Below are 24,333 nucleotides of genomic sequence, written 5' to 3' on the forward strand. Positions count from 1 at the left end.
CGGGGGATGACGGCGCGCGCCGGGCATGACGGCGCCCGCCGGCGGAACGTTCCGCCGGCGGGCGCCGTGGCCGGGAGGTCAGTGGATGATGCCGGTGCGCAGTGCCACCGCCACCATTCCGGCGCGGTCGCCGGTGCCCAGCTTGCGGGCGATCCGTGCGAGGTGGCTCTTGACGGTCAGTGCGGACAGGCCCATCGACACCCCGATCGCCTTGTTCGACTGGCCCTCCGCGACCAGCCGCAGCACCTCGACCTCGCGGCCGGACAGCTCGCGGTAGCCGCTGCCGGGGTGGTTGCCCGGCGCGCCGGGCGGACGCCGCTGCATACGGGCCGCGGTGGCGCCGAGCGGGGCGAGCCCGGGGCGGCCGGCCAGCGCGCCCGCGGTGTTGCGGGTGCCGGTGACGACGTAGCCCTTGACGCCGCCGGCCAGTGCGTTGCGCACCGCGCCGATGTCGTCGGCGGCCGACAGCGCGAGGCCGTTCGGCCAGCCGGCGGCGCGGGTCTCGGCGAGCAGGGTGAGCCCGGAGCCGTCGGGCAGGTGGACGTCGGCGACACAGATGTCGCGGGGGTTGCCGACCCGGGGTCGCGCCTCGGCGATGGAGGAGGCCTCGATCACATCGCGTACCCCGAGGGCCCACAGGTGTCGGGTGACGGTGGACCGGACCCGGGGGTCGGCCACGACCACCATCGCCGTCGGCTTGCTGGGGCGGTAGGCGACCAGGCTCGTGGGCTGCTCGAGAAGTACGGACACCGGGCCTCCTGTGGCAAAGGGGACTGAAACGGTCACAGTCTCCTTCGGCAGCAATTGCTCCGGCCTTTAGGGAAAGATCACGATTTGTTGAGGATCAATTCCGGCAAATCGGACGGCCGCTCGAACGGAGGGCTCTCCGGGCCCGCCCCTTCCCACCTGCGCGGGCCCTCTCCGGCTGCGCCGGTTTAGCCGGCCCCGCTCTCCCCCCGGCCCGGGGGCGGCCCCCCACCGAGCGCCCTCCGGGCGCGCCCGTCCTGCGGCGCGCGTGCGCCGTGCCGTCCGCCGTGCCGGCCGCGCCGTTTGACGGGGGGTCCGCCCCCTGCGGTATGGGCGCCCGTCGCGCGGCGGGCACGCTCGCCGGGGGTGGGCGTATGTCCGCCGTGGCGGCGGGGCCGGCAGGGCCCGTGGGGCCTGCTCGCTGCCGGACGCGCCGTGGGGCGTGTCCGCCGTGCGGTGCGGGGCGCCGCAGGCCCGGCGGGCTCTGACCGTGGCGGGAAGCGCGTGCGCTGTGCCGCGTGCCGGCTCGCCGGGGGTGGGCGTATGTCCGCCGTGGCGGCGGGGCCGCCTGGCGGGGCGCTTCGCGGTGGGGGCGCATGGCGTGAGGCGGGTCCGCTGCGAGGGCGGGCACCGCCGCCGGGGTGGGTGCCGGGCGGGTGCCCGGTTCCCGCCGCCAGCGCGGCGTCAGGTGCGGCGTTTGGGGAGGGGGAGGACTCCGGCGGGGGCGCGCAGGACGGAGTCGGCGCCCTCCGCCGGGGGGAGTCCGGCGCAGGCGCAGAGGAGGTCGCACCAGGCGGCGAGGTGGGCGGGGAGGTCGGGGCCCGCGGCGCCCGGCCGCTCGGCGGGCGTCCATGACGCCCTGATCTCGATCTGCGTGTCGTCCTGCCGGTCGGCGATCCCGCCGAAGTAGTGGGAGGAGGCGCGCGAGACCGTACCGCTCGGATCGTGGTAGCCGGCCGCACGCGCGGCCAGCGCGCCCGTCAGCCACGACCAGCTCACCTCGGGCAGCAGCGGGTCGCCCGCCATCTCCGGCTCCAGTTCGGCGCGGGTCAGCGTGACCAGCCGGAAGACGCCCTGCCACGCCTCCTGGCCCTCGGGCTCGTGGAGCAGCACCAGCCGCCCGTCGGCCGTCTCCTCGCCGTCGGCGACCACCGTGGCCTCCAGCGCGAAGGCGTACGGGGCGAGCCGCCGTGGCGCCGGGACCTCCTCGATCCTGATCTCGGGCCGGGGCCGGGCGGCCCGGAGGTCCTCGACCGCCTGCCGGAAAGCGAAGGGGGTCTCATCGCCCAAGTGCCCGCGAACCGCTGCCATGCCCGGAAGGGTAAGCGCCCACGCCGCGCCGCGTGGGGACCAACACCGGCTTATTGGCACGCGTTGACAGCGCTTTCCGGCCGTCTGCCACCGGAACGTCCTGATCCGCCCCCCTCACGGCTCCGCGCGGCGAGTCCGGGCCCGGCCCGACGAGGCGCGATGACGGGCGGGCGCGGCGCCCGTGCGAAGATTCACTGCGTGAGTGCGCACCAGCAGACCGCTGCTTCCCCGTTCATCCGCGCCTGCCGGCGCGAGCCCGTGCCGCACACCCCGGTGTGGTTCATGCGGCAGGCAGGGCGCTCGCTGCCCGAGTACCTGAAGGCGCGCGAGGGCATCGCGATGCTCGACTCCTGCACGCGGCCCGACCTGGTCGCCGAGATCACCCTGCAGCCGGTGCGCAGGCACCGCGTGGACGCCGCGGTCTACTACAGCGACATCGTGGTCCCGCTCAAGGCGATCGGCCTCGACCTCGACATCAAGCCCGGCGTCGGCCCGGTGATCGCCGACCCGATCAGGACCCGGGCCGACCTCGCCCGGCTGCGCGACCTCGAGCCCGAGGACGTCTGGTACGTGACCGAGGCCGTCGGCCTGCTCACCGCGGAGCTCGGCGAGACCCCGCTGATCGGCTTCGCCGGCGCGCCCTTCACCCTGGCCAGCTACCTCATCGAAGGCGGCCCCTCGCGCAGCTACGAGCGCACCAAGGCCATGATGTACGGCGACCCCGAGCTGTGGTCGGACCTGGTGGACCGGCTGGCCCGGATCACCTCGGCCTTCCTCACGGTGCAGATCGAGGCCGGCGCGAGCGCCGTGCAGGTCTTCGACTCGTGGGCCGGCGCGCTGGCCCCGGCCGAGTACCGCAGCCAGGTCATGCCCGCCTCGGCGAAGGTCTTCGACTCCGTCGCCCGCTACGGCGTGCCGCGCATCCACTTCGGCGTCGGCACCGGCGAACTGCTCGGCCTGATGGGCGAGGCGGGCGCCGACGTGGTCGGCGTGGACTGGCGGGTGCCGCTGGACGAGGCGGCCCGCCGGGTCGGCCCCGGCAAGGCCCTGCAGGGCAACCTCGACCCGGCGGTGCTCTTCGCCCCGACCGCGGCGGTCGAGGCGAAGACCCGGGAGGTGCTGGACGCCGCGCGGGCCGCGGACACCGGCCACGTCTTCAACCTCGGCCACGGCGTGCTGCCCAACACCGCCCCGGACGCGCTCACGCGCCTCGTGGAGTTCGTGCACCTGGAGACGTCGGCCTGATCCGGCCGATCGCCCGGATCAGGCCGCGTCCGCGCCGGACCGTCAGTCCCGATCGGGCGCGGGTGCGGGCTCCGGCGCGGGCTCGGGCTCGGGCTCGGACCGAGGCGCGGTCTCCGGCCCGGTCCCGGACTTCGGCGCGGACGGCGCGTCCGCCGGGACCGCGGGGACCGGCCGGGCCTGTTCCGGCACCGGTCCCCAGGGGGACGGCGGCGCGCTGACGGAGCGCCGCGGGAGGCGGCCGCGGACCCGCCGGAAGACGAACCAGCCCAGCACCAGCACGACCGCGAACGGCAGCACGACCACGATCACCACGAGCAGCGCCCGCACCGTCACGTAGAAGGCGTGCCAGCCGTCGCCCGCCGCGTGGCCGACGGTGGTCCCCAGCCCGTCGCCCTTCTTCCGCACCGGCTTCTCCGGCGGCGCCGCCTTCACCGGCGGCTCGGTCAGCCGCAGCGTCACCGTCGCCAGCCCGGTCTGCGACTTCAGCGACGCCTGCTGCGCCTCCAGCGCCTCCAGGTCGGACTCGCGGGTGCTCAGCTCGCTCTCCAGCGTCACCACGTCGGTGAGCGAGCCGGCCTGGTCCATCAGCTTGCGCACCCGCGCCACGCTGGCCTGCTGGGACCTGATCCGGCTCTGCACGTCGACGACCTGCCCGGTCACGTCCTTGACGGCGACCTTGCGGTCGAGCAGCGTCCCCAGTCCGCCCAGTTCGGTGAGCAGCCGGTCGTACGCGGACGGCGGGACGCGCAGTTGCACGGTGGAGGCGGCGTGGCCCCGCGCGTCGACGGTGGTGTCCTCGTCGCCCGGGTAGCCGCCGGCCTCGACCGCGTACTCCCGTGCCCTGTCGAGCTGTTGGCGCACGTGCGGGGTCTGCACGGTGAGGTCGGCGGTGCGCACCAGGTAGGCGGGCGCCGCCGGGGGCGCGCCGGCGGGGCCCGCGGCGCGGCCGCTCGCGCCCGGCGCGGCGCCCGTCGGCCGGGACGCGTCCCCGGCGGCGCTGTCCTGCGAGCCGCCGCCGGCGCCGCCGTTCGCGTCGGCCGCGCCGCCGCCGGAGGCGACCGCCGGGTTCGCGGCCTTCGACGACGCGTCGCTTCCCGCGCTGCCGCACCCGGCGAGCGCCAGCAGCCCGGCGAGCACCAGGGCGGCCGCCCCCGCGCCCGACCGGGTCCCGCCGCCGCGCCGCGCCCGCCGGCCGCCCTCCCGCGGCGGCCGTCCCGCACGTCGTGCGCCCCCGGCGCGCAGCGCGCCGCAAGCCTGTGGTCTCCGCATCGAAATCCCCCTCGTCGCGGGGCCGTTGAAGGCCCTCAGAAGGCCCTGGAAAGGGCCGTCGAAGCTCTGTCGCCGATGGGACGTGCGGCCCGCCGGGCGGGTTGCGGGTCCGCGGTCCCGAAGGGGTCACGTTCGGAACTCGATCCGGAGTCTGCGACAGTGGGGGACATGAGCCAGACGCAGGACCGTACGCCCGGCGGCCCGTCCGCGGCCGGGCGCGTGGTGGTCATCGGCGGCGGGATCTCCGGACTCGCCGCCGCCCTCGACCTCGCCCGCGGGGGCGCCGCGGTCACCCTGCTGGAGGCGTCCGGACGGCTCGGCGGCAAGCTGCACGCCGACGAGATCGCCGGCGTCCCGGTCGACCTCGGCGCCGAGTCGATCCTCGCCCGCCGCCCCGAAGCGGTCGCCCTGGCGCGGGAGGTGGGCCTCGGCGACGACCTGGAGGCCCCCGCCGTGCTCGGCGCGACGCTGTGGACCCGCGGCAGGCTGCGGCCGATGCCGCAGGGCCAGGTGATGGGCGTGCCGGGCGACCTCGGACCGCTCGCCGCCTCCGGGGTGCTGTCGGCCGCGGGGCTCGCCCGCCTGCCGCTCGACCACGTGCTGCCGCGCACCGAGGTCGGCGAGGACGTCGCGGTCGGACGCTACGTCGCCGCCCGGCTCGGCCGCGAGGTCGTCGACCGCCTGGTGGAGCCGCTGCTCGGCGGCGTCTACGCGGGCGACGCCTACGAGCTGTCGCTGCGCGCCGCCGTCCCGCAGCTGTACGCCGCGGTCCGCACCGGCCGCTCGCTGATCGAGGCGGCCCGCGGGGTCCAGCGCAGGGCCGCCGCGGCGGGCGCCACGGGACCGGTGTTCAACGGCATCCGCGGCGGCGTCGGCCGGCTGCCGCTCGCCGTCGCCGACGCCTGCCGGGCGCTCGGCGTGGTCATCGAGACCGGCTCCGCCGTGCGCGAGCTGCGCCGCACCGGGCCGCACGGCTGGCAGGCGGTGCTCGCCGACCGGACCGTCGAGGCCGACGCGGTGGTGCTGGCGCTGCCGGCGCCCGCCGCTTCCCGGCTGCTGGCCGGCGAGTCGCCCGCCGCCGCGGCCGAGCTGGGCGCGGTGGAGTACGCGGGCATGGCGCTGGTCACCCTGGCCTTCCGCCGCCGCGACCTGCACCAACTGCCGGTCAGCAGCGGCTTCCTGGTCCCGCCGGTGGACGGCAGGACGATCAAGGCGTCCACCTTCTCCAGCCACAAGTGGGGCTGGCTCGGCGCGGCCGGCGGCGACACCTTCCTGCTGCGCACCTCGGTCGGGCGGCACGGCGGCGAGGCCGACCTCGCCTGGGACGACACCGACCTCGTACGGCTGTCCCGCGAGGATCTCGGCGAGGCCGTGGGGCTGCGCGCGGCGCCGGTCGCGGCGCGGGTCACCCGCTGGGACGCCGGGCTGCCGCAGTACGCGGTCGGGCACGTCGGCAAGGTCGCCCGGGTCCGCGAACAGGTCGCCAAACTGCCCGGACTCGCCGTGTGCGGCGCGGTCTACGACGGGGTGGGCATCCCGGCCTGCGTCGGCAGCGGGCGCAGGGCGGCGGGCGAGGTGCTGGCCACCCTGGTGCGGTCGGCCGGGGACGGCGCGGGAGAATAGCCCCATGACCGACTCGACTGCCGCGGGCTCCGCTGCCGCCTCCGAAGCCACCGCCGCCAAGGCCCCCCACGCGGGCAAGAAGGCCAAGGACCTCAACGAGGTCATCCGCTACACCCTCTGGTCGGTGTTCCGGCTGCGCGGGCCGCTGCCCGAGGACCGCACGGGCTGGGCGGACGAGGTGCAGGAGCTGTTCGGGCAGCTGGCCGCCAAGGACGTCACGGTGCGCGGCACCTACGACCTGTCCGGACTGCGGGCCGACGCGGACGTGATGATCTGGTGGCACTCCGAGACCGCGGAGGCGCTCCAGGAGGCGTACAACCTCTTCCGCCGCACCCGGCTCGGCCGGGCGCTGGAGCCGGTGTGGTCGAACATGGCACTGCACCGCCCGGCCGAGTTCAACAAGTCCCACGTGCCGGCGTTCCTCGCCGACGAGACGCCGCGCGAGTACGTCAGCGTCTACCCCTTCGTGCGGTCCTACGACTGGTACCTGCTGCCCGACGAGGACCGCCGCAGGATGCTCGCGGACCACGGCAAGATGGCCCGCGGCTACCCGGACGTGCGCGCGAACACCGTCGCGTCCTTCTCGCTCGGCGACTACGAGTGGATCCTCGCCTTCGAGGCGGACGAGCTGTACCGGATCGTCGACCTGATGCGCCACCTGCGCGCCTCCGAGGCGCGCATGCACGTCCGCGAGGAGGTCCCCTTCTACACCGGCCGGCGCCGCGAGATCGGCGAACTGGTCGCCGGCCTGGCGTGACCGGCCCCGCCTGACCGGCCCTGCGTGACGGGCCCTACGGCCTGCCGCGCAGGGCCGGGTGGTCGGCGATCACAGTGCAGGAGCCGGGTGCGATCTCGGTGAAGCCGGCGTCGCGCACCACCGGAAGGCCGGCGGCGGTCAGCCGCTCCCACCGCGGGCGCGACGGCGTGCGCACGCTCAGCGCGAACCCGTCCTCGCGCCACGCCTCGCGGTCGGCCTCGCCCAGCTCCCACCAGGCGAGCTGGGCGCCGTGGCCGGCCTGGGCCATCGCCTTGCCGGCGGACATGGCGACGTCGGGGTTCGTCCACAGCACCGGCCCGGCCGGGTCCGCCGGCTCCGGCGGCCGTGGATCGTCCAGCTCGGTGCCGGAGACCTGGAGCCTGGCCAGGTCCTTCGGCCAGCCGTCGAGGGGCACCGGCGGGAAGACCCGCACCTCGGCGGCCGCGCCGGTCACCGTGATGCCGGGCAGCGCCTCGGCCCGGCGCCACTCCGCGCCCCTGGCCCGCCGGACGACCTTGCGGATGCGCGCGTCCTGCCAGTCGTGGACGGCCCGCGTCCACGGGCCGTCCACCGCGGTCGCCCGCTCGTCGGCGAGCAGCGTCAGCACCGCGCGCGCCGCGGTCTCCAGCGCGTCCGTGCGGTCCGGCGGCGCGTCCCGCTCCAGCCGTACCACCAGCGGCAGTACGAACTGCGGGGCCGCGTCGCGGTCCGCCGCGGCGTGCTCGAAGGGACTTCTCGCCGGCTCGGGTGCTGTGTCGTGCGTGGTCACCGGCCCAGTGTGCCACCGGCCCTTTGCCGGGCGGCGCCGGTGGGCGAGGATGGCCGGGTGGACGGGGAACGCGAGCTGGCTCTGCACGGCATCGGGCGGCGGTACGGGGTCCGTGCGCCGTGGGTACTGCGGGACGTGGCGCTGACCGCGCCGCCCGGAACGCTGCTGCGGGTCGAGGGGGCGAACGGCAGCGGCAAGTCGACGCTGCTGCGGATCGCGGCCGGCGTCGACCGGCCCAGCACCGGGGTGGTGACCGGGCGGCCCGCGGACCGCACCGCGTACGTACCGGAGCGCTTTCCGCCCGCGCTGCCCTTCCCCGCGCTGCGCTATCTCACCCGGATCGGCGCGGTGCGCGGCCTGACCGCCGCCGACGCCCGGGTCAGCGCCCTGCACTGGCTGGACCGCTTCGGCATCACCGGGTACGCCTCGACCCCGCTCGACGAACTCTCCAAGGGCACCTGCCAGAAGATCGCCGTCGCGCAGGCGCTCCTCGCCGACCCCGCGCTCCTCGTCCTGGACGAGGCGTGGACCGGACTGGACGCCGCCGCCCGCGAGGTACTGGACGCCGCCGTCCAGGAGCGGGTCGCCGCCGGGGCGGTGGTGCTCTTCGTCGACCACGACCCCCTCCGGCTCGCGGCCGCCACCACCGCGGCGCTCGTCCTGCCGCCCCGCCCGGACGCCGGGTCCGCCGCGCCCGCGCCCGTGCCGGTGCCCAGCGCGCCGGCGCCGGCCGCCGGCCCCGCCGACCCGGCCGCGCCCGGCGCCGGCCTCGTGGTGATCGAGGCGGCCGGCGGCGGGGACGTGGCGCTGGAGAGCGGCGAGGCGAGCCGGGCGGCGGACACGCTGCGGGTGGTGGTGACCGCGGGGGAGTCCGACGGGGTGCTGCGGACGCTGCTCGCCGCGCGGCCGCCGTGGCACGTGACCGGCGTGCGGACGCTGCGCGGCCGCTCCGCGCAGCCGGCGCCCGCCACTCCGCGGCTGGACCGCGGCAGCACCGGCGCGGCGGCGAGAGCGGCGGCGCTGCTGCGCTACCAGGCCGAGCTGGTACTGCGCTCGCACCGCTGGCTGCCGCCCTTCCTCTTCTACGGCGCGGTCATGGCCATCGGGATCGCCGGCGGGCAGCCGCTGCTCGGTTCGCTCGGCTACGCGGCCGCGCTGCTGCTGCCGGTGGCCGCCTGGACCGTGCGGGTGTGCGTCACGACCGAGCCGCCCGCCGCGCGGGCCTGCGTCGCCTCGGCGGTGGGGACGCGCCGGGCGCAGGCCGGCGCGCTGCTCACCGCGCTGCTCGCGGCCGGGGCGCTCGGGGCGGTCGGCACCCTGCTGGTGACCGCCGTCAGCGGGGCGCACTCCGACGACCAGCGCACCGCCGTGCCGGTCGGCGCGGCGCTCGTCGCCGGGCTGATGGCCGCGGCCGTGTCGGTGCTGCTCGGCACGGCGGTGGGCGCGCTGACCAACCCGCCGGTGGTACGCGGCGGCGGCTGGTCGGTCCTCGGCACGGTGATCGCCGCCGGCGCGGTCCTCATCACCTCCGGCTCACCGGCCCAGGCGGCCGTCACCGGGCTGGTCAAGGGCTCCCGCACCGGCACCGTCCACTACCCGGTGCTCGCGCTCGGCCTCTCCCTGCTCGCCGCCGCTGCCGCGGCCGCGGTCTCCGCCGCGCGGCCGCCCGCCCGGCACACCTGACGTACAGTCAACCCGGCCTCGCTGGGCGGGGATCGGCGACCGGTCCGGGCGGCGGCCTGGTGCCGGGCCCGGGTGCGACGACAGGATGAGGGCATGGGGTCGGTGATCGCGGTCGCGGGGGTCGCCGTGGTGGTCGCCGGCGCCACGGGGGCCCTGTACTGGTGGGCGCGCAGGCGCCGCGGCTTCGGGACGCCCGCCGACCGGGCCGCGTTCGCCACGCTGCACCAGGCGTCACTGGCCGCGCCGCCGCTGCGCGACGGCCTCACCCGGGAGTCGGCCCGCCGGGCCGCCCGCCATCTGCGCGCGCTGCTGGGCACGCCCGCGCTCGCCGTGATCGGCGACGGCACGCTGCTCGCCTGGGAGGGGCCCGGCCGCCGGCACTCCGCGCAGGCCGTCGCGCACGCCGCGGAGGCGATCGCGGCCGGCCGCCCGTGGGTGGTGCCCGAGGAGGTGGTCGCCTGCAACGACCTCGACTGCCCGGTGCGCAGCGCCGTCGTGGTGCCGCTGGTGGTCGACGGCATGGTCGTCGGCGCGCTGTCGGTGTACGCCCGGCAGGTCTCGGCCGGGCTGGTGCGCGCCGCGGGCGAGGTCGCGCACTGGGTGATCGGCCAGCTCGAACTCGCCGAACTCGACCGCTCCCGCACCCGGATGATCGAGGCCGAACTGCGGGCGCTGCGCGCCCAGATATCGCCGCACTTCGTCTACAACTCGCTGACCGCCATCGCGTCCTTCGTGCGCACCGACCCCGACCAGGCCCGCGAGCTGCTGCTGGAGTTCGCCGAGCTGACCCGCTACAGCCTGCGCCGGCACGGCCAGTTCAGCACGCTGGCAGAGGAGTTGCGCTCGGTGGACCGCTATCTGCGCCTGGAACGCGCCCGGTTCGGCTCCCGCCTCCAGGTCGACCTGCTGATCGCGCCGGAAGTGCTGCCGGTGGCCGTGCCGTTCCTGTGCCTGCAGCCGATCGTGGAGAACGCGGTGCGGCACGGCCTCGGCGGCAAGCCCGGCCCCGGCCGGGTCACCATCCGCGCCGAGGACGCGGGCGCGGAGTGCCGGATCAGTGTGGAGGACGACGGCGTGGGCATGGACCCGGAGCAGGTCCGCGTGCAGCTCGCCGGCCGGGCCGAGGGGGACTCCCTGGGGCTGGGCAATGTGGACGAGCGGCTGCGCGCGGTGTTCGGCGACGAGTACGGGCTCGTCGTGGAGACCGCCCCCGGCGCGGGCACCAAGGTGAACGTGCGGGTGCCCAAGTACCGGAACGGGGTGCGCGTGCCGTGAGACCGCTGCACGTCCTGGCCGTGGACGACGAACCGCCCGCGCTGGAGGACCTGACCTATCTGCTGCGCGGCGACCACCGGATCGGCCGGGTGCTCGCCGCCGACAGCAGCGACGCGGCGCTGCGGCTGCTGGAGGGCGCCACCGTCGACGCGGTCTTCCTCGACATCCGCATGCCGGGCCTGGACGGGCTCGACCTGGTGCGGGTGCTCGGCCGGTTCGCCGAGCCGCCCGCCGTCGTCTTCGTCACCGCCTACGAGGACTTCGCGGTCGACGCCTTCGCCCTGAAGGCGTGCGACTACCTGCTCAAGCCGGTCGGCAGGGAGCGGCTGGCGGAGGCCGTGCGGCGGGTCGCGGCGGTGGTCACCGCGGCCGCCGAGGGCCCGGCGGGAGCGCAGGCCCAGAACGCCGCGGCCGCCGACCCCGCCGCCGACCGCATCCCGGTCGACGTCGGCGGCGTCACCCGTTTCGTGGCGCGCGCCGACGTGGCGTACGCCGAGGCGCAGGGCGACTACGTGCGCCTGCACGCGAACGGCGCCGCGCCGCTGGTGCGGGTCTCGCTCGCGGTGCTGGAGGAGCGCTGGGCGCCGCACGGCTTCCTGCGGGTGCACCGCGGCTTCCTCGTGTCGCTGCGGCACGTGGAGGAGCTGCGCGGGGAGGCCGGGCACTGGACGCTGAAGGTGGCCGGCCGCGAGCTGCCGGTCAGCCGCCGGCACAGCAGGGAGCTGCGCGACCTGCTGGTGCGCTGGTCCAGGACCCCCGGCGGTGACCCGTCATGACCACCGCACCGCCGGACCCCCCGCCGCCGCGCGTCGCGGTGACCGGCCCGCGCCGCAACCGCGCCGGCGGCTACTCGGCCCGACCCGGCGCCGCCGACCTGCACGCCCAGCCCCGGCTGGGGCAGATCTACGTGCGCTCGCTGGTACGGGACCAGCTGCGCCTCGCGCTGGGCGTGCTGGCGGTGCTCGCCGCGGTGCTCGGCGGGCTGCCCGCGGCGTTCGTCGTGTTCCCGGCGCTGCGCACCGCCGAGGTCTTCGGCTTCCGGCTGGCGTGGCTGCTGCTGGGCGTGGTGGCCTATCCGGTGATGGTGGGCGCCGCGTGGTTCCACGTGCGGCACGCGGAGCGCGCCGAGCGCGACTTCACCGACCTGCTGGGCGGCCTCCCGCCCGCTCCCGGGCCTCCCGCACCCCCCGGGCCGCGGACAACGGGCCCCGGGCCGCGGACAACGGGCCCCGGCGAGGACGCCGGGCGCGGCGGCGGATGAACCCGGCACTCGGCCTCGGCGCGCTGATCGCCGTGCTCGTGGCGACCGTCGCGGTCGGCGTCTACGGGCTGCGGCTGTCCCGGGGCACCTCGGACTTCTACGTGGCCTCCCGCGAGGTCTCGCCGCTGTGGAACGCCTCCGCGATCGGCGGCGAGTACCTGTCGGCCGCCTCCTTCCTCGGCGTCGCGGGCCTGGTGATGGCCTACGGCGTCGACATGCTCGCCTATCCGGTGGGCTACACCGCCGGCTACCTGGTGCTGCTGCTCCTGGTCGCCGCGCCGCTGCGCCGGTCCGGCGCGTACACGCTGCCGGACTTCGCCGAGGAGCGGCTGGGGTCCACGGCGGTGCGGCGGGTCGCGAGCGTGCTCGTCGCGGTGATCGCCTGGCTGTACCTGGTGCCGCAGCTGCAGGGCGCCGGGCTGACCCTGCAGACGGTCACCGGCGCGCCGCGGTGGGTCGGCGCGACGGTCGTCGCGGTCGCGGTGGTGACGGTCGCGGCGGCCGGCGGGATGCGCAGCGTCACCCTGGTGCAGGGCTTCCAGTTCTGGCTGAAGCTCACCGCGATCGCGGTGCCCGCGGTGTTCCTGGTACTGGCCTGGCGGTCGGCCGGCGCGCCCCCGCTGACCGGCCAGGACACCCCGCGGTTCGGCCACACCACGGTGGTCCGCCTCGACCAGACGGTGCGGTTCGAGGTCCGCTCGCCGGTGACCGTCACCGCGCGCGGCGACCTGGACGGCGTGCGGTACGCCGCGGCGGGCCGCAGCGTGCGGCTCGGCGACGGCCCGCACACCGCGCGGGCCGGAGCGCGGCTGACCTTCCCGGCCGGCGCCGTGGTGCCGCACCAGGAGGGCCTGACACCGGCGTCCGGCGTCCGCTGGGCGAGCCCGCTGTCCGGCGCCGGCGGCCGCGGCCACCCGGTGTACGCGATCTACTCGATCCTGCTGGCCACCTTCCTCGGCACCATGGGCCTGCCGCACGTCCTGGTGCGCTTCTACACCAACCCCGACGGCCGGGCCGCCCGCCGCACCACCCTGCTCGTACTCGTCCTGCTCAGCGTCTTCTACCTGCTGCCGACGGTGTACGGCGCGCTCGGCCGGGTGCTCGCGCCGCAACTGCTGCTCACCGGCAGGACGGACACCGCGGTGCTGGTGCTGCCGCAGCTCACCGAGGCGGGCGAGACCGGGCGGCTGCTCGCCGCGCTGGCCACCGCGGGCGCCTTCGCCGCCTTCGTGTCCACCGCGTCGGGCCTGACCGTGTCGGTCGCCGGAGTGGTCTCGCAGGACCTGCTGCGCGGCTCCACCCGGAGCTTTCGCTGGGCCTGCCTGGCCGCGGGCGTGCCGCCGCTGCTGATGGCGGTGACCACCACCGGGCTGCCGGTGGCCGACGCGATCGGGCTGGCCTTCGCGGTCGCCGCGTCGTCCTTCTGCCCGCTGCTGGTGCTCGGCATCTGGTGGCGGGGGCTGACCGATGTCGGCGCGCTGCTCGGCCTGGTGGCGGGCGGCGGGCTCGCCGCGCTCGCGGTGGTCGTCACCAGCGTCCACGGCGCGGGCCGCGGCTGGAGCGCGGCGCTCCTCGCCCAGCCCGCCGCGTGGACGGTGCCGGTGGCGTTCGCCGTGATGATCGCCGGGTCGCTGCTGTCCAGGAGCCGGATCTCCGCGGCCGCGGTGGACCGGGTGATGCTGCGGATGCACCTCCCGGAGGAGGTCGGCTCGGGCCCCGCGCTGCCCTGAGGCCGGCGCGCGGAGCGCTGCGCGGCACAGGGCGAGCGGCACAGGGCGCGCGGCGCGCCGCGCTCGCGTACCGCTCGTCGTGCCGGGCGGACCGTCCGGCGCAGCCGCGGGACCGTCCGGCGAGCGGTCGGGGCCGCTGGGCGACCCCGGTGGCGGGCCGCTGGCCGCGGAACCGGCCGCTCCCTAGCGTGACATGGGGGCCGGCGACGGCCCCGCACCGCACCGCGATTCCTCAACGAGGAGGGAAAACCGCCGATGAGCACTCCCACGACGGTCACCACGGCCGCGCCGGCCGCCGTCTCCGAGCCGGCCACCGCCGACCCCGGCCCGCTCGGCCTGGCCGCATTCGCCGGCACCACCTTCGTCCTCAGCTCCTTCAACGCGCACCTGATCGACCAGAGCCTGCTCACCGTCGTCCTGCCGCTCGCCCTGTTCTACGGCGGCCTGGTCCAACTGCTCGCCGGCATGTGGGAGTTCAAGAAGGGCAACACCTTCGGCGCCACCGCCTTCTGCTCGTACGGCGCCTTCTGGCTGTCGTACGCGGCGTACGTGAAGTTCGTCGTCGGCGACCTGCCCGCCGACAAGGCGCACCAGGCCACCGGCCTCTACCTGCTGATGTGGGCGGTGTTCACGGTGTACATGACGGTCGCCGCGCTGCGCACCAGCGGCGCGCTGCTCGCGGTCCTCACCGCGCTGTCCGTGACGTTCATCCTGCTGGCGGTCGCGGAGTTCGACCAGTCCACCGGAATCACCAAGGTCGGCGGCTGGATCGGCCTGGTCACCGCCGTGCTGGCCTGGTACGCCTCCTTCGCCGTCGTCGCCAACAGCACCTGGAAGCAGACGGTCGTCCCGGTCTACCCGCTGACCGGCCGGCGCGGCGGCCCGGTGGAGGGCGGCCACTGATGGCGGGCGGCGCCGACGGCCCCGCCGCGCCCGAGGGCAGTGGCGGGACGCTCTCCAACCTGCTGCGGGAGGAGCGCCGCTTCCCGCCGCCCGCCGACCTCGCCGCGCACGCGAACGTCACCGCGGCCGCCTACGACGAGGCGGCCGCGGACGGCGAGGCGTTCTGGGCGGCGCAGGCGGCCCGGCTGGAGTGGGCCGAGCCCTGGACGCAGGTGCTGGACTGGAGCAACCCGCCCTTCGCCCGCTGGTTCACCGGCGGCCGCCTCAACGTGGCGGCGAACTGCCTGGACCGGCACGTGCGGGCCGGCCACGGCGACCGGGTCGCCTTCCACTGGGAGGGCGAGCCGGGCGACACCCGCACCCTGAGCTACGCCGAGCTGAAGGACGAGGTGTGCCGGGCCGCCAACGCCCTGCTGGCGCTGGGCGTGCGGGCCGGCGACCGGGTCGCGCTGTACATGCCGATGATCCCGGAGACGGTCGTCGCGATGCTCGCCTGCGCCCGGATCGGCGCCCCGCACACCGTGGTCTTCGGGGGCTTCTCCGCCGACGCGCTGCGCGGCCGCGTCCTGGACTGCGACGCGCGCGTGGTGGTCACCGCGGACGGCGGCTACCGCAAGGGCGCCGCCTCGGCGCTCAAGCCGGCCGTGGACGAGGCGCTGGAGCAGTGCCCCGACGTCCGCAGCGTGCTGGTGGTGCGCCGCACCGGCCAGGACGTCGGCTGGACCGAGGGCCGCGACGTGTGGTGGCACGACCTGGTCGCCGCGCAGTCCGCCGAGCACGAGGCCGAGGCGTTCGACAGCGAGCACCCGCTCTACATCATGTACACCTCGGGCACCACGGCCCGCCCCAAGGGCATCCTGCACACTACCGGCGGCTATCTCACGCAGGTCGCCTGGACGCACTGGGCGGTCTTCGACGTCAAGCCGCAGACCGACGTGTACTGGACCGCGGCCGACATCGGCTGGGTCACCGGCCACTCGTACATCGTCTACGGCCCGCTCGCCAACGGCGTCACCTCGGTGCTCTACGAGGGCACGCCGGACACGCCGCACCAGGGACGCTGGTGGGAGATCGTCGAGAAGTACAAGGTGTCGATCCTCTACTGCGCGCCGACCGCGATCCGCACCTTCATGAAGTGGGGCGAGCGGATACCGGGCCGCTTCGACCTGTCCTCGCTGCGGCTGCTCGGCTCGGTCGGCGAGCCGATCAACCCCGAGGCATGGATCTGGTACCGGCGGGCGATCGGCGCGGACCGCTGCCCGGTGGTCGACACCTGGTGGCAGACCGAGACCGGCGCGCAGATGATCAGCCCGCTGCCCGGCGTCAGCACCGCCAAGCCCGGCTCGGCGCTGCGCGCGCTGCCCGGCGTCTCGGCGGAGGTCGTCGACGACTCCGGCAAACCGGTGCCCAACGGCTCCGGCGGCTACCTGGTGCTGACCGAGCCGTGGCCGTCCATGCTGCGCACCATCTGGGGCGACGAGCAGCGGTACGTCGACACCTACTGGTCGCGCTTCCCCGGCTGGTACTTCGCGGGGGACGGCGCCAAGAAGGACGAGGACGGCGACATCTGGCTGCTGGGCCGGGTGGACGACGTGATGAACGTGTCCGGCCACCGCATCTCCACCACCGAGGTGGAGTCCGCGCTGGTCTCCCACCCGCTGGTGGCGGAGGCCGCGGTGGTCGGCGCCGCCGACGAGACGACCGGCCAGGGCATCGTCGCCTTCGTCATCCTGCGCGCCGACGGCGAGCAGGCCGCCGCCGAGGCGGGCGGTGAGGACGTGGCCCGGCAGCTGCGGGCGCACGTGACGCGGGAGATCGGCCCGATCGCCCGGCCGCGGCAGATCATGGTGGTGGCGGAGCTGCCCAAGACCCGCTCCGGCAAGATCATGCGCAGGCTGCTGCGGGACATCGCGGAGAACCGGGCGCTCGGCGACGTCACGACGCTCACCGACTCCTCGGTGATGGACGCCATCCGCGACCGGCTGCCCGCGGGGCCGGCCGGCGGCGGGGACGAGGAGTAGCTCCGGCTCCGCGGCGGACGCCGCCGCGCCGCACACCGGCGCGGGTCACCGGCACGCACGGTCACGGACGCGGGTCACGGACGCGCAGTCGGCGCCGCGTCCGTGCCCGCACCGCGTGTTCCTCCGCGTGCTCCACCGCGCGCGGGGCGGGGGCGCGGGCCTCGCGGCGTCCGCCCCCCGGTCACGCCTTCGGCGTCAGCCGCAGGGAGACGGAGTTGATGCAGTACCGCTGGTCGGTGGGCGTCGGGTAGCCCTCGCCCTCGAAGACGTGGCCCAGGTGCGAGCCGCAGTTGGCGCAGCGCACCTCCACCCGCCGCATGCCCATCGTGCGGTCCTCGATCAGCTCCACCGCGGCGGAGTCGGCCGGGTCGTAGAAGGACGGCCAGCCGCAGTGCGACTCGAACTTCGTGTCGGAGCGGAACAGCTCCGACCCGCAGGCCCGGCAGGCGTAGACGCCCTCGGTCGTGGTGTCGGTGTACTCACCGGTGAAGGGACGCTCGGTGGCCGCCTCCCGCAGGACGGCGAACTCCTGCGGGGACAGCTCCGCGCGCCACTCGTCCTCGGACCTGTGCACCGGGTACGTGCCGGTGTCGTGCTTGCTCGCGTCGTGCGACATGTGGGACCTGGCCTCCTCAGTCGGCGAGGCGGGCGAGGATCCGCGGACCGAGATCGGTCACGTCGCCCGCTCCCATGGTGAGAACGAGATCACCGGGCTTCGCCATTCCTGCCACCGCCTCCGGGACCGCGTCCGTGTCGTGCCCGGCCGTCACGTCGGCGCCGGCCGCCCGCGCCGCATCGATGATCAGCGCGCTGGTCACCCCGGGGATCGGGTCCTCGCGGGCCGGGTAGATGTCCAGCACCAGCGACGCGTCGGCCAGCGCCAGCGCGGCGCCCATCTCGACCGCCAGCTCCCGGGTCCGGCTGAACAGGTGCGGCTGGAAGACCACCAGCACCCGGGCGTCGGCGCCGGCCGCGCCGCGGATCGCCTCCAGGTCGGCGGCCATCTCGGTGGGGTGGTGGGCGTAGGAGTCGATCACCTGGACGCCGGCCGCCTCCCCCTTGAGCTGCAGCCGCCGCTTGACCCCGGTGTACCTGGCCAGCGCCGACGCCAGATTGCGGGCCGGGACGCCGGCGGCGATGCCGGCGGCCAGCGCGGCGACCGCGTTGTGCGCGTAGTGCCGGCCGGGCACCGACACGGTGAAGGTGAGCATCCGGCCGTCGAGCAGGACGCTGACCTCGCTGGTCAGGCCGCGCGCGTTGATCCGGGTGATGCGCACGTCGGCGTGCTCGGACTCGCCGACCGTGACGATCCGCAGGCCCCCGAGGTCGCGCACCCGGGCGGTCAGCTCGACCGCGCCGGCCTGGTCCGCGGACACGACCAGGGTGCCGCCGGGCCTGATCCTGCCGACGAAGGTCTCGAACGAGTCGTAGATCTCCTCCATCGACGCGTAGTTGGCGTGGTGGTCCAGCTCCACGTTGAGGACGACGGCGACCTCGGGGGAGTAGGCGTGGAAGCTGCGGTCGCTCTCGTCGGCCTCCGCGACGAAGACCTCGCCGCCGCCGTGGTGGGCGTTGGAGCCGGGCGCGTCGAGGTCGCCGCCGATCGCGTAGGACGGTTCCAGGCCCAGCGCGGTGAGCGCGACCGCCAGCATCGAGGTGGTGGTGGTCTTGCCGTGGGTGCCGGCCACCGCGATCGGGCGGGCGTCCTCCATCAGCGCGGCCAGCGCGTCGCTGCGGTGCACCACCGGTACGCCGCGCTCGCGGGCCGCCGCCAGCTCCGGGTTCTCCTGCCGGATCGCGCTGGAGACCACCACGGCGGTGGCGTCCGGCGCGAGGTGCGAGGCGTCGTGCCCGAGGTGCACGGTCACGCCCAGCGCCCGCAGCGCCTGCGCGGTCTGCGAGTCCCTGGCGTCGCTGCCGGCCACCTGTGCGCCGCGCTGCGCCAGGATCTTGGCGATGCCCGACATCCCGGCGCCGCCGATCCCGACGAAGTGCGGCCGCTGCAGGGCGGTCGGAACGGACGGGCTGGACTGGCTCATGCGCGGATCTCCCGGGGTGTCGTGCGGTGGGCGTGCGCTGCGATTCTCGCACCTGCGCGGGCGGCTACTCGTGCTGGGCGAAGAGCTTCAGCACCGGGACGCCGACCTTGTGCCGGGCCCGGGACGTCCAGTCGCGGTGGAAGAACTCCTCGACGAAGTGCGGTGCGGTCAGCACGATCACCTCGTCGGCGCCGGTCCGCTCCACGACGGTGCGCAGCAGGTCCAGCGGGTGCCGGGCGACGACCTCGCCGACGGCCTGCGCGCCGCTCTGCCGCAGCGACTCCAGCGAGTGCGCGAGCGACCGCTCGGCCGGCGGCCCCGCGTCGTCGCCCTCCGGCACCTGGTTCTCCTTGGCGGCGTCGTCGATGTAGCCGAGCGCCACGTCGTCCACGGCCCGCAGCAGCACGTCCTGGTCGCCGCGCGGCTGCATCAGCACGACGAAGGAGACCGGTTCGTCGCCGTGGAGTGTGGTGACCATCTCCACGTCGGCGGGGGTGAGCGGCTTCTCGATCATGAGTACGGTCGTGAACACGGACCCGTCCTTCTCTCTCGTGAACCCTGCCCCGATCCTCACAGGGCTCGGCGGTAAGTGTTCCCGTGCGACGCCAGGTGGAACGGAGCAATCCGCTTTTTTCGGCCGGGTGCCGCACGTCAGCCACGGGCCCGGCGGTCCCGTACGTAGCGGGTGAAGAGGAAACCGTCCTCCTCCAGGATCGAGCGCGGCACGAAGCGGGCCGGCGGCGCCACGCCGGGGCCGTTCATGATCCTCGGCGCGTCACCCCCGGTGACCAGCGGCGACAGCGTCAGGCACAGTTCGTCGACGGCGCCGGCCGCGGCGAACTGCGCGAGGATCCGCGGGCCACCCTCGCACAGCAGCCGGGCGAAGCCCCGCGCGGCCAGCTCGCGCACCGCCCGCACCGGGTCCACGCCGTCGCCGTCACCGGCGGTCACCACCACGGCGCCGGCCGCGCGGGCCGCGTCGGCGGCGGCGCGCGGGGTGCCCGCGCCGGTCAGCACCAGGGTCGGCACGACGGGATCGGTGAACAGCGGCGTGCCGAGGTCCAGGTCGAGGCGGCGGCTGATCACGGCGATCGCCGGCGCGGGCGACTGGCCGTCGGCGGCCCGCAGGGCGGCGAACGCGGACCGCGCTCTGGCCGGGCGATAGCCCTCCTGCCGGACGGTCTCGGCGCCCACCACGACGACGTCGGCGAGCGCCCGCAGGACGCCGAACAGGCGCATGTCGGCCTCGGAGGACAGCGGCGCGGATCGACCCCCGGCGTGGGCGGCGCCGTCGAGCGAGCTGACCATGTTGGCCCGCAGCCAGGGGCCGTCCTCCCGCGGGGGGTACGCGTAGGCCCCGGCGAGGCCCAGCACCGTGTCCAGGGCCTCGCCCTGGCCTTCCGCCGTCACCGGATGCATCCGCCGCATCCCCCGATCCTGCCACGCCACCCGTGCCCGCCGCGGACCCCGCGCCCCCGGGCGGCGTCGCGGAGCCCCGACCGGCAGCCCGACCGGTGGGCGGGACCGCAGGCGGGACGGCAGGCGGCCAGAGGGCCGGACAGGGGTGGGGACAGGCGTGGGGAAGGCCACATCAGGGGGCGGGGTAGGGGACGCCGAGCCGCACTACCATGGGGAATTGTGTCCTCCTCGCTCGCGCCGAACGCCACGCACGCCGCCGGCACCGGGCCGCAGGCCCTGACCGGACGCCGGCCGCACGTGGACGCCGCCCGCCTCGTCGGCGAGCTGGTCCCGCCGCCGCGCTTCGACACCGTCCGCTTCGAGACCTACGTGCCCGACCCGGCGCGGCCCAGCCAGGCGGACGCGGTCCGCGCGCTGGGCGCGTTCGCCGCGGGGCTCGGCGACGCCGGGGCGCCGCGCAAGCGCTGGTTCCGGCGCGAGCCGTCCGCGCCCGCCGCGCCCGGCGGGGTCTACCTGGACGGCGGCTTCGGCGTCGGCAAGACGCACCTGCTCGCCTCGCTGTGGCACGCCGCGCCCGCCCCGCGCGAGCGCAAGGCGTTCGGCACCTTCGTCGAGCTGACCAACCTGGTGGGGGCGCTCGGCTTCCGGCAGGCCGTCGAGGCGCTCAGCGGCCACGCGCTGGTCTGCATCGACGAGTTCGAGCTGGACGACCCGGGCGACACCGTGCTGGTCTCCACGCTGCTCGCCCGGCTCGCCGACGCCGGCGTGCGCCTCGCCGCCACCTCCAACACGCTGCCGGGCAGGCTCGGCGAGGGCCGCTTCGCCGCCGCCGACTTCCTGCGCGAGATCCAGGGGCTGTCCGCCCGGTTCACCTCGCTGCGCATCGACGGCGAGGACTTCCGGCACCGCGGGCTGCCCGAGGCGCCCGCCCCGTTCTCCGACCAGCAGGTCGTCGAGGCGGCGGACACCCCCGGCGCCGCGCTGGACGGCTTCGGGCCGCTCGTCGCCCACCTGGCCACCGTGCACCCCAGCCGCTACGGCGCGCTGTGCGACGGCGTCCACGCGCTCTGCCTGCGCGAGGTGCGGCAGGTCACCGACCAGGCGACCGCGCTGCGGCTGGTCGTGCTCGCCGACCGGCTCTACGACCGGGAGGTGCCGGTGGTCGCCTCCGGCGTGCCCTTCGACCGCCTGTTCACCGAGGAGATGCTGGCCGGCGGCTACCGCAAGAAGTACTTCCGCGCGGTGTCCCGGCTGACCTCCCTGGCCCGCGACGGCCGCAGGCTGGTCCGGCAGCCGGGCTGACCCGCCGTACCGCCCGGACCGCCGCCGCGGCATGGCGCCCGGCCCGGTTCGGGCGCAGGATCGGTCCATGGCACAGCACAGCGGCAGCAAGGAGCTGCGGTCCCGGCTGCGCGTCGCGCCCGGCCGCGGCCCGCTCGACCTGACGGCGTACGACTCCTCCGACACCCCGGGCAGCCCCGGCGGCAAGCGGCGGACCCTGGCCGCGACCGAGGCCATGCGGCCCCGACTGGCCGAGCTGCAGCAGCGCCTCTACGCGCAGAGCACCGCGGGCGACCCGCGCCGGCTGCTGGTGGTCCTGCAGGGCATGGACACCTCGGGCAAGGGCGGCACCGTCAAGCACGTGGCGACCGGGCTCAACCCGACCGGCGTGCGGGTGCGGACGTTCAAGGCGCCCACCGAGGAGGAGCGCGCGCACCCGTTCCTGTGGCGCATCCGCAAGGCGCTGCCCGACGCCGGCGAGATCGGCGTCTTCGACCGCTCGCACTACGAGGACGTGCTGGTCGTGCGGGTGCGGGCGCTCGCGCCGCGGGCCACCTGGAGCGACCGCTACGACGTGATCAACCGCTTCGAGCAGTCGCTCGTCGACGACGGCTTCACGCTGCTGAAGGTGTTCCTGCACATCGGCTACGAGGAACAGCGCGAACGGTTGCTGGCCCGCCTCGACCGGCCGTCCAAGCACTGGAAGTTCGACCCGCAGGACATCGCGGACCGCGCCCTGTGGCCCGCGTACCAGGAGGCGTACGCGGCGGTGCTGGAACGCTGCTCCACCGACGCCGCGCCCTGGTACGTGGTGCCGGCCGACCGCAAGTGGTACCGGAACTGGGCGGTGGGCACGCTGCTGCTGCAGCACCTGGAGATGATCGGCCCGGCGTACCCGAAGGCCGCCTTCGACGTGCCGGGCAACCGGGCGAAGCTGCTGCGGACCTGACACCGCGACCGGCCCGCCCGGACGCGGTGCCGGTCAGCCCGAGCAGGCCGTGCGCTGGGCCTCCTGCCACTCGCACACCGGGCACAGCGTGGCCCCGCGGGTGCTCGCCGGGTGCTCGGTCGGCTCACTGCACAGCACGCAGTCGGCGACCGGGGCGGCCGGCTCCCCGGCCCGGCCCCCGCCGGCGGCGTCCTGGCGCCCTTCGCGGTCCTCGCCGAGGTGCCCGTCCTGGAGCCGGTTCCCGTTCCCGGGTGCGTTCGCAGTCACTCCGCCAGGGTATCGCCGAGCTCGCGGAGCACCGCGGCGCCGCGGGCCGGCAGCTGTACCGCCGGGCCGGGCAGCAGCGCGCACTCGGGCCGGCAGAGCACGACCTCGCAGGGCGCGGTGAGCGGCACCCGGGCCGGGGCGTCGGAGAAGTTCACCAGCACCCGGAAGGGGCCGCGGGCGATCCGCAGGGTGCGCCCGCCGACGGTGGCCGTCAGGGTGTCGAGCCGCGGGTCGCTCAGCGCCGGTTCGGCGCGGCGCAGCGCGATCAGCGCCCGGTACCACTCCAGCAGTTCGCGGTGCTCGGCCTTGTCCGGCTCCGCCCAGTCCAGCGCCGACCGGTCCCGGGTCGCCGGGTCCTGCGGGTCGGGCACGTCCTCCTCGGCCCAGCCGTGCGCGGCGAACTCCCGCCGCCTGCCCCGGGTGATGGCCGCGGCCAGCTCCGGGTCGCCGTGGTCGGTGAAGAACTGCCAGGGCGTGGCCGCCCCCCACTCCTCGCCCATGAACAGCATCGGCGTGAACGGCGAGGTCAGCACGAGCGCCGCCGCCGCGCCCAGCTGCGCGGGGGTCAGCCGGTCGCCGGTGGCCCGGTTGCCGACCTGGTCGTGCGTCTGGGCGTATCCGAGCAGCCGCTGGCCGGACACCGCGGAGGTGTCGACCGGGCGGCCGTGGTGGCGGCCGCGGAAGGACGACCAGCTGCCGTCGTGGAAGAAGCCGTGGGTGAGCACCTTGGCGACGGCCGACGGGCCCGCCGCGGCGAAGTCGGCGTAGTAGCCCTGCGCCTCGCCGGTCACCGCGGCGTGCACGGCGTGGTGGAAGTCGTCGTTCCACTGGGCGTCGAGCCCCAGGCCGCCGGCCTCGCGCGGCGCGGTGGTCCGCGGGTCGTTCAGGTCGGACTCGCCGACCAGGAACAGCGGGCGTCCCAGCGCCGCGCAGAGCCCCTGGACCGCCGTGGCCAGCTCCTCCAGGAAGTGCACCGCCCGGGTGTCGACCAGGGCGTGCACCGCGTCCAGCCGCAGCCCGTCCAGCCGGTAGTCGCGCAGCCAGGACAGCGCGCTGCCGATCAGGAAGTCCCGCACCTCGTCGGAGCCCGGCGCGTCCAGGTTCACCGCGTCGCCCCACGGGGTGTGGTGGCGGTCGGTGAAGTACGGGCCGAAGGGCGGCAGATGGTTGCCCGACGGGCCGAGGTGGTTGTGCACCACGTCCAGCACCACGCCCAGGCTGTGGCCGTGCGCCGCGTCGACGAAGCGCTTGAGCCCCTCAGGGCCGCCGTACGGCTCGTGCACCGCCCACAGCGACACGCCCTCGTACCCCCAGCCGTTGACGCCGGGGAAGGGGCAGAGCGGCATCAGCTCGACGTGCGTGACGCCGAGCCTGGCCAGGTGCGGCAGCCGCTCGATCGCCGCGTCGAAGGTGCCCTCGGCGGTGAAGGTGCCGACGTGCAGTTCGTAGAGGATCGCGCCGGGCAGTGCGCGGCCGGGCCAGGGCACCTGCCAGTCGAAGGCGTCGTGGTCGACGACCGCGCTCAGGCCGTCGGGGCCGTCCGGCTGGCGGCGCGAGCGCGGGTCCGGCAGCGGCGGGCCGCCGTCGAGCAGGTAGCCGTAGCGGGCGCCCGGCTCCGCGGGCAGCTCGGCGTGCCACCAGCCGCTGCGCGCCGGGTCGCGGCCGAGCGCCTGCGTGCGGCCGTCGACCAGCACCTCCACCTGCCGGGCGCCCGGCGCCCACACCTCGAACAGCACTCACGACTCCCGTCAGGTCGGTTCGCACGCGCGTCGGTCTCCCGCCAG

The 24,333-nt window shown here is 75.9% G+C and carries 22 protein-coding genes; 12 read left to right on the forward strand and 10 right to left on the reverse strand.

Features of this window, described 5'->3' with window-relative positions:
* Nucleotides 1-78: 78 nt before the first annotated feature.
* Together V2S66_RS11170 and V2S66_RS11175 are read right to left on the reverse strand one after the other, a co-directional pair.
* Nucleotides 79-750 carry a response regulator transcription factor gene (locus V2S66_RS11170; protein WP_330794459.1) on the reverse strand — a complete coding sequence of 224 codons (672 nt, stop codon included), beginning with the start codon at nt 748-750 and terminating at the stop codon, nt 79-81.
* A gap of 681 nt (nt 751-1,431) precedes the next feature.
* Entirely contained in the window at nt 1,432-2,058 is a 627-nt protein-coding gene (locus V2S66_RS11175) for a DUF3000 domain-containing protein (RefSeq protein WP_330794460.1), read from the reverse strand.
* Between the two features lie 198 nt (nt 2,059-2,256).
* Here V2S66_RS11175 and hemE point away from each other — a divergent pair, with 198 nt between their 5' ends.
* On the forward strand, nt 2,257-3,303 hold the full coding sequence (gene hemE, locus V2S66_RS11180; protein WP_330794461.1) for a uroporphyrinogen decarboxylase: 1,047 nt from the start codon (nt 2,257-2,259) through the stop codon (nt 3,301-3,303).
* Between the two features lie 42 nt (nt 3,304-3,345).
* Here hemE and V2S66_RS11185 read toward each other — a convergent pair whose 3' ends face one another.
* Entirely contained in the window at nt 3,346-4,572 is a 1,227-nt protein-coding gene (locus V2S66_RS11185; protein WP_330794462.1) for a DUF4349 domain-containing protein, read from the reverse strand.
* A gap of 168 nt (nt 4,573-4,740) precedes the next feature.
* Between V2S66_RS11185 and hemG the strand changes: the two genes are divergently transcribed.
* Both hemG and hemQ read left to right on the forward strand, forming a co-directional pair.
* Nucleotides 4,741-6,195 (forward strand): protoporphyrinogen oxidase, encoded by a 1,455-nt coding sequence (hemG, locus tag V2S66_RS11190; RefSeq protein WP_330794464.1) that lies wholly within the window; start codon nt 4,741-4,743, stop codon nt 6,193-6,195.
* Between the two features lie 4 nt (nt 6,196-6,199).
* Complete coding sequence (gene hemQ, locus V2S66_RS11195) at nt 6,200-6,952, forward strand: hydrogen peroxide-dependent heme synthase (RefSeq protein WP_330794466.1); 753 nt, start codon at nt 6,200-6,202, stop codon at nt 6,950-6,952.
* Nucleotides 6,953-6,986: 34 nt separating this feature from the next.
* On the opposite strand, the gene V2S66_RS11200 is transcribed toward hemQ, so the two are convergent.
* Nucleotides 6,987-7,721: a peptidyl-tRNA hydrolase gene (locus V2S66_RS11200; protein ID WP_330794468.1), complete on the reverse strand. Its 735-nt coding sequence runs from the start codon at nt 7,719-7,721 to the stop codon at nt 6,987-6,989.
* A 57-nt stretch (nt 7,722-7,778) separates the two neighbouring features.
* Here V2S66_RS11200 and V2S66_RS11205 point away from each other — a divergent pair, with 57 nt between their 5' ends.
* The 7 genes from V2S66_RS11205 (at nt 7,779) to acs (ending at nt 16,594) form a co-directional block, all read left to right on the forward strand.
* Nucleotides 7,779-9,404, forward strand: a complete 1,626-nt coding sequence (locus V2S66_RS11205; protein WP_330794470.1) for an ATP-binding cassette domain-containing protein — start codon at nt 7,779-7,781, stop codon at nt 9,402-9,404.
* 93 nt (nt 9,405-9,497) lie between these two features.
* A complete protein-coding gene (locus V2S66_RS11210) occupies nt 9,498-10,679 on the forward strand; it encodes a sensor histidine kinase (RefSeq protein WP_330794471.1) in 1,182 nt (393 codons plus the stop codon).
* Complete coding sequence (locus tag V2S66_RS11215; protein ID WP_330794472.1) at nt 10,676-11,455, forward strand: LytR/AlgR family response regulator transcription factor; 780 nt, start codon at nt 10,676-10,678, stop codon at nt 11,453-11,455. Before V2S66_RS11210 ends, V2S66_RS11215 begins: the two co-directional genes overlap by 4 nt.
* Nucleotides 11,452-11,940, forward strand: a complete 489-nt coding sequence (locus tag V2S66_RS11220) for a hypothetical protein (RefSeq protein ID WP_330794473.1) — start codon at nt 11,452-11,454, stop codon at nt 11,938-11,940. Before V2S66_RS11215 ends, V2S66_RS11220 begins: the two co-directional genes overlap by 4 nt.
* Complete coding sequence (locus tag V2S66_RS11225; RefSeq protein ID WP_330794474.1) at nt 11,937-13,670, forward strand: sodium/solute symporter; 1,734 nt, start codon at nt 11,937-11,939, stop codon at nt 13,668-13,670. Before V2S66_RS11220 ends, V2S66_RS11225 begins: the two co-directional genes overlap by 4 nt.
* 255 nt (nt 13,671-13,925) lie before the next feature.
* On the forward strand, nt 13,926-14,573 hold the full coding sequence (locus tag V2S66_RS11230; protein WP_330794475.1) for an acetate uptake transporter: 648 nt from the start codon (nt 13,926-13,928) through the stop codon (nt 14,571-14,573).
* On the forward strand, nt 14,573-16,594 hold the full coding sequence (acs, locus tag V2S66_RS11235; protein ID WP_330794476.1) for an acetate--CoA ligase: 2,022 nt from the start codon (nt 14,573-14,575) through the stop codon (nt 16,592-16,594). Before V2S66_RS11230 ends, acs begins: the two co-directional genes overlap by 1 nt.
* 181 nt (nt 16,595-16,775) lie before the next feature.
* Here acs and msrB read toward each other — a convergent pair whose 3' ends face one another.
* From msrB to V2S66_RS11255, 4 genes are all read right to left on the reverse strand, one after another.
* Nucleotides 16,776-17,210, reverse strand: a complete 435-nt coding sequence (msrB, locus tag V2S66_RS11240) for a peptide-methionine (R)-S-oxide reductase MsrB (protein WP_330794477.1) — start codon at nt 17,208-17,210, stop codon at nt 16,776-16,778.
* A 16-nt stretch (nt 17,211-17,226) separates the two neighbouring features.
* A complete protein-coding gene (gene murC / locus V2S66_RS11245) occupies nt 17,227-18,633 on the reverse strand; it encodes a UDP-N-acetylmuramate--L-alanine ligase (protein ID WP_330794478.1) in 1,407 nt (468 codons plus the stop codon).
* A gap of 64 nt (nt 18,634-18,697) precedes the next feature.
* Nucleotides 18,698-19,165 carry an indole-3-glycerol phosphate synthase gene (locus V2S66_RS11250; RefSeq protein ID WP_330794479.1) on the reverse strand — a complete coding sequence of 156 codons (468 nt, stop codon included), beginning with the start codon at nt 19,163-19,165 and terminating at the stop codon, nt 18,698-18,700.
* A gap of 119 nt (nt 19,166-19,284) precedes the next feature.
* Nucleotides 19,285-20,061, reverse strand: coding sequence for a pyrimidine reductase family protein (locus V2S66_RS11255; protein ID WP_413966355.1), 777 nt, complete (start codon nt 20,059-20,061; stop codon nt 19,285-19,287).
* Nucleotides 20,062-20,268: 207 nt separating this feature from the next.
* Here V2S66_RS11255 and zapE point away from each other — a divergent pair, with 207 nt between their 5' ends.
* On the forward strand, nt 20,269-21,354 hold the full coding sequence (zapE, locus tag V2S66_RS11260) for a cell division protein ZapE (RefSeq protein WP_413966366.1): 1,086 nt from the start codon (nt 20,269-20,271) through the stop codon (nt 21,352-21,354).
* 67 nt (nt 21,355-21,421) lie between these two features.
* Nucleotides 21,422-22,282, forward strand: a complete 861-nt coding sequence (locus V2S66_RS11265) for a PPK2 family polyphosphate kinase (RefSeq protein WP_330794481.1) — start codon at nt 21,422-21,424, stop codon at nt 22,280-22,282.
* Between the two features lie 33 nt (nt 22,283-22,315).
* Here V2S66_RS11265 and V2S66_RS11270 read toward each other — a convergent pair whose 3' ends face one another.
* Nucleotides 22,316-22,549: a hypothetical protein gene (locus V2S66_RS11270; protein ID WP_330794482.1), complete on the reverse strand. Its 234-nt coding sequence runs from the start codon at nt 22,547-22,549 to the stop codon at nt 22,316-22,318.
* Nucleotides 22,546-24,285, reverse strand: a complete 1,740-nt coding sequence (gene treZ / locus V2S66_RS11275; RefSeq protein ID WP_330794483.1) for a malto-oligosyltrehalose trehalohydrolase — start codon at nt 24,283-24,285, stop codon at nt 22,546-22,548. The genes V2S66_RS11270 and treZ overlap by 4 nt, the downstream gene beginning before the upstream one ends.
* Nucleotides 24,286-24,333 lie beyond the last annotated feature (48 nt).

The sequence above is a fragment of the Actinacidiphila polyblastidii genome, assembly GCF_036353415.1.
Classification (GTDB): domain Bacteria; phylum Actinomycetota; class Actinomycetes; order Streptomycetales; family Streptomycetaceae; genus Actinacidiphila; species Actinacidiphila polyblastidii.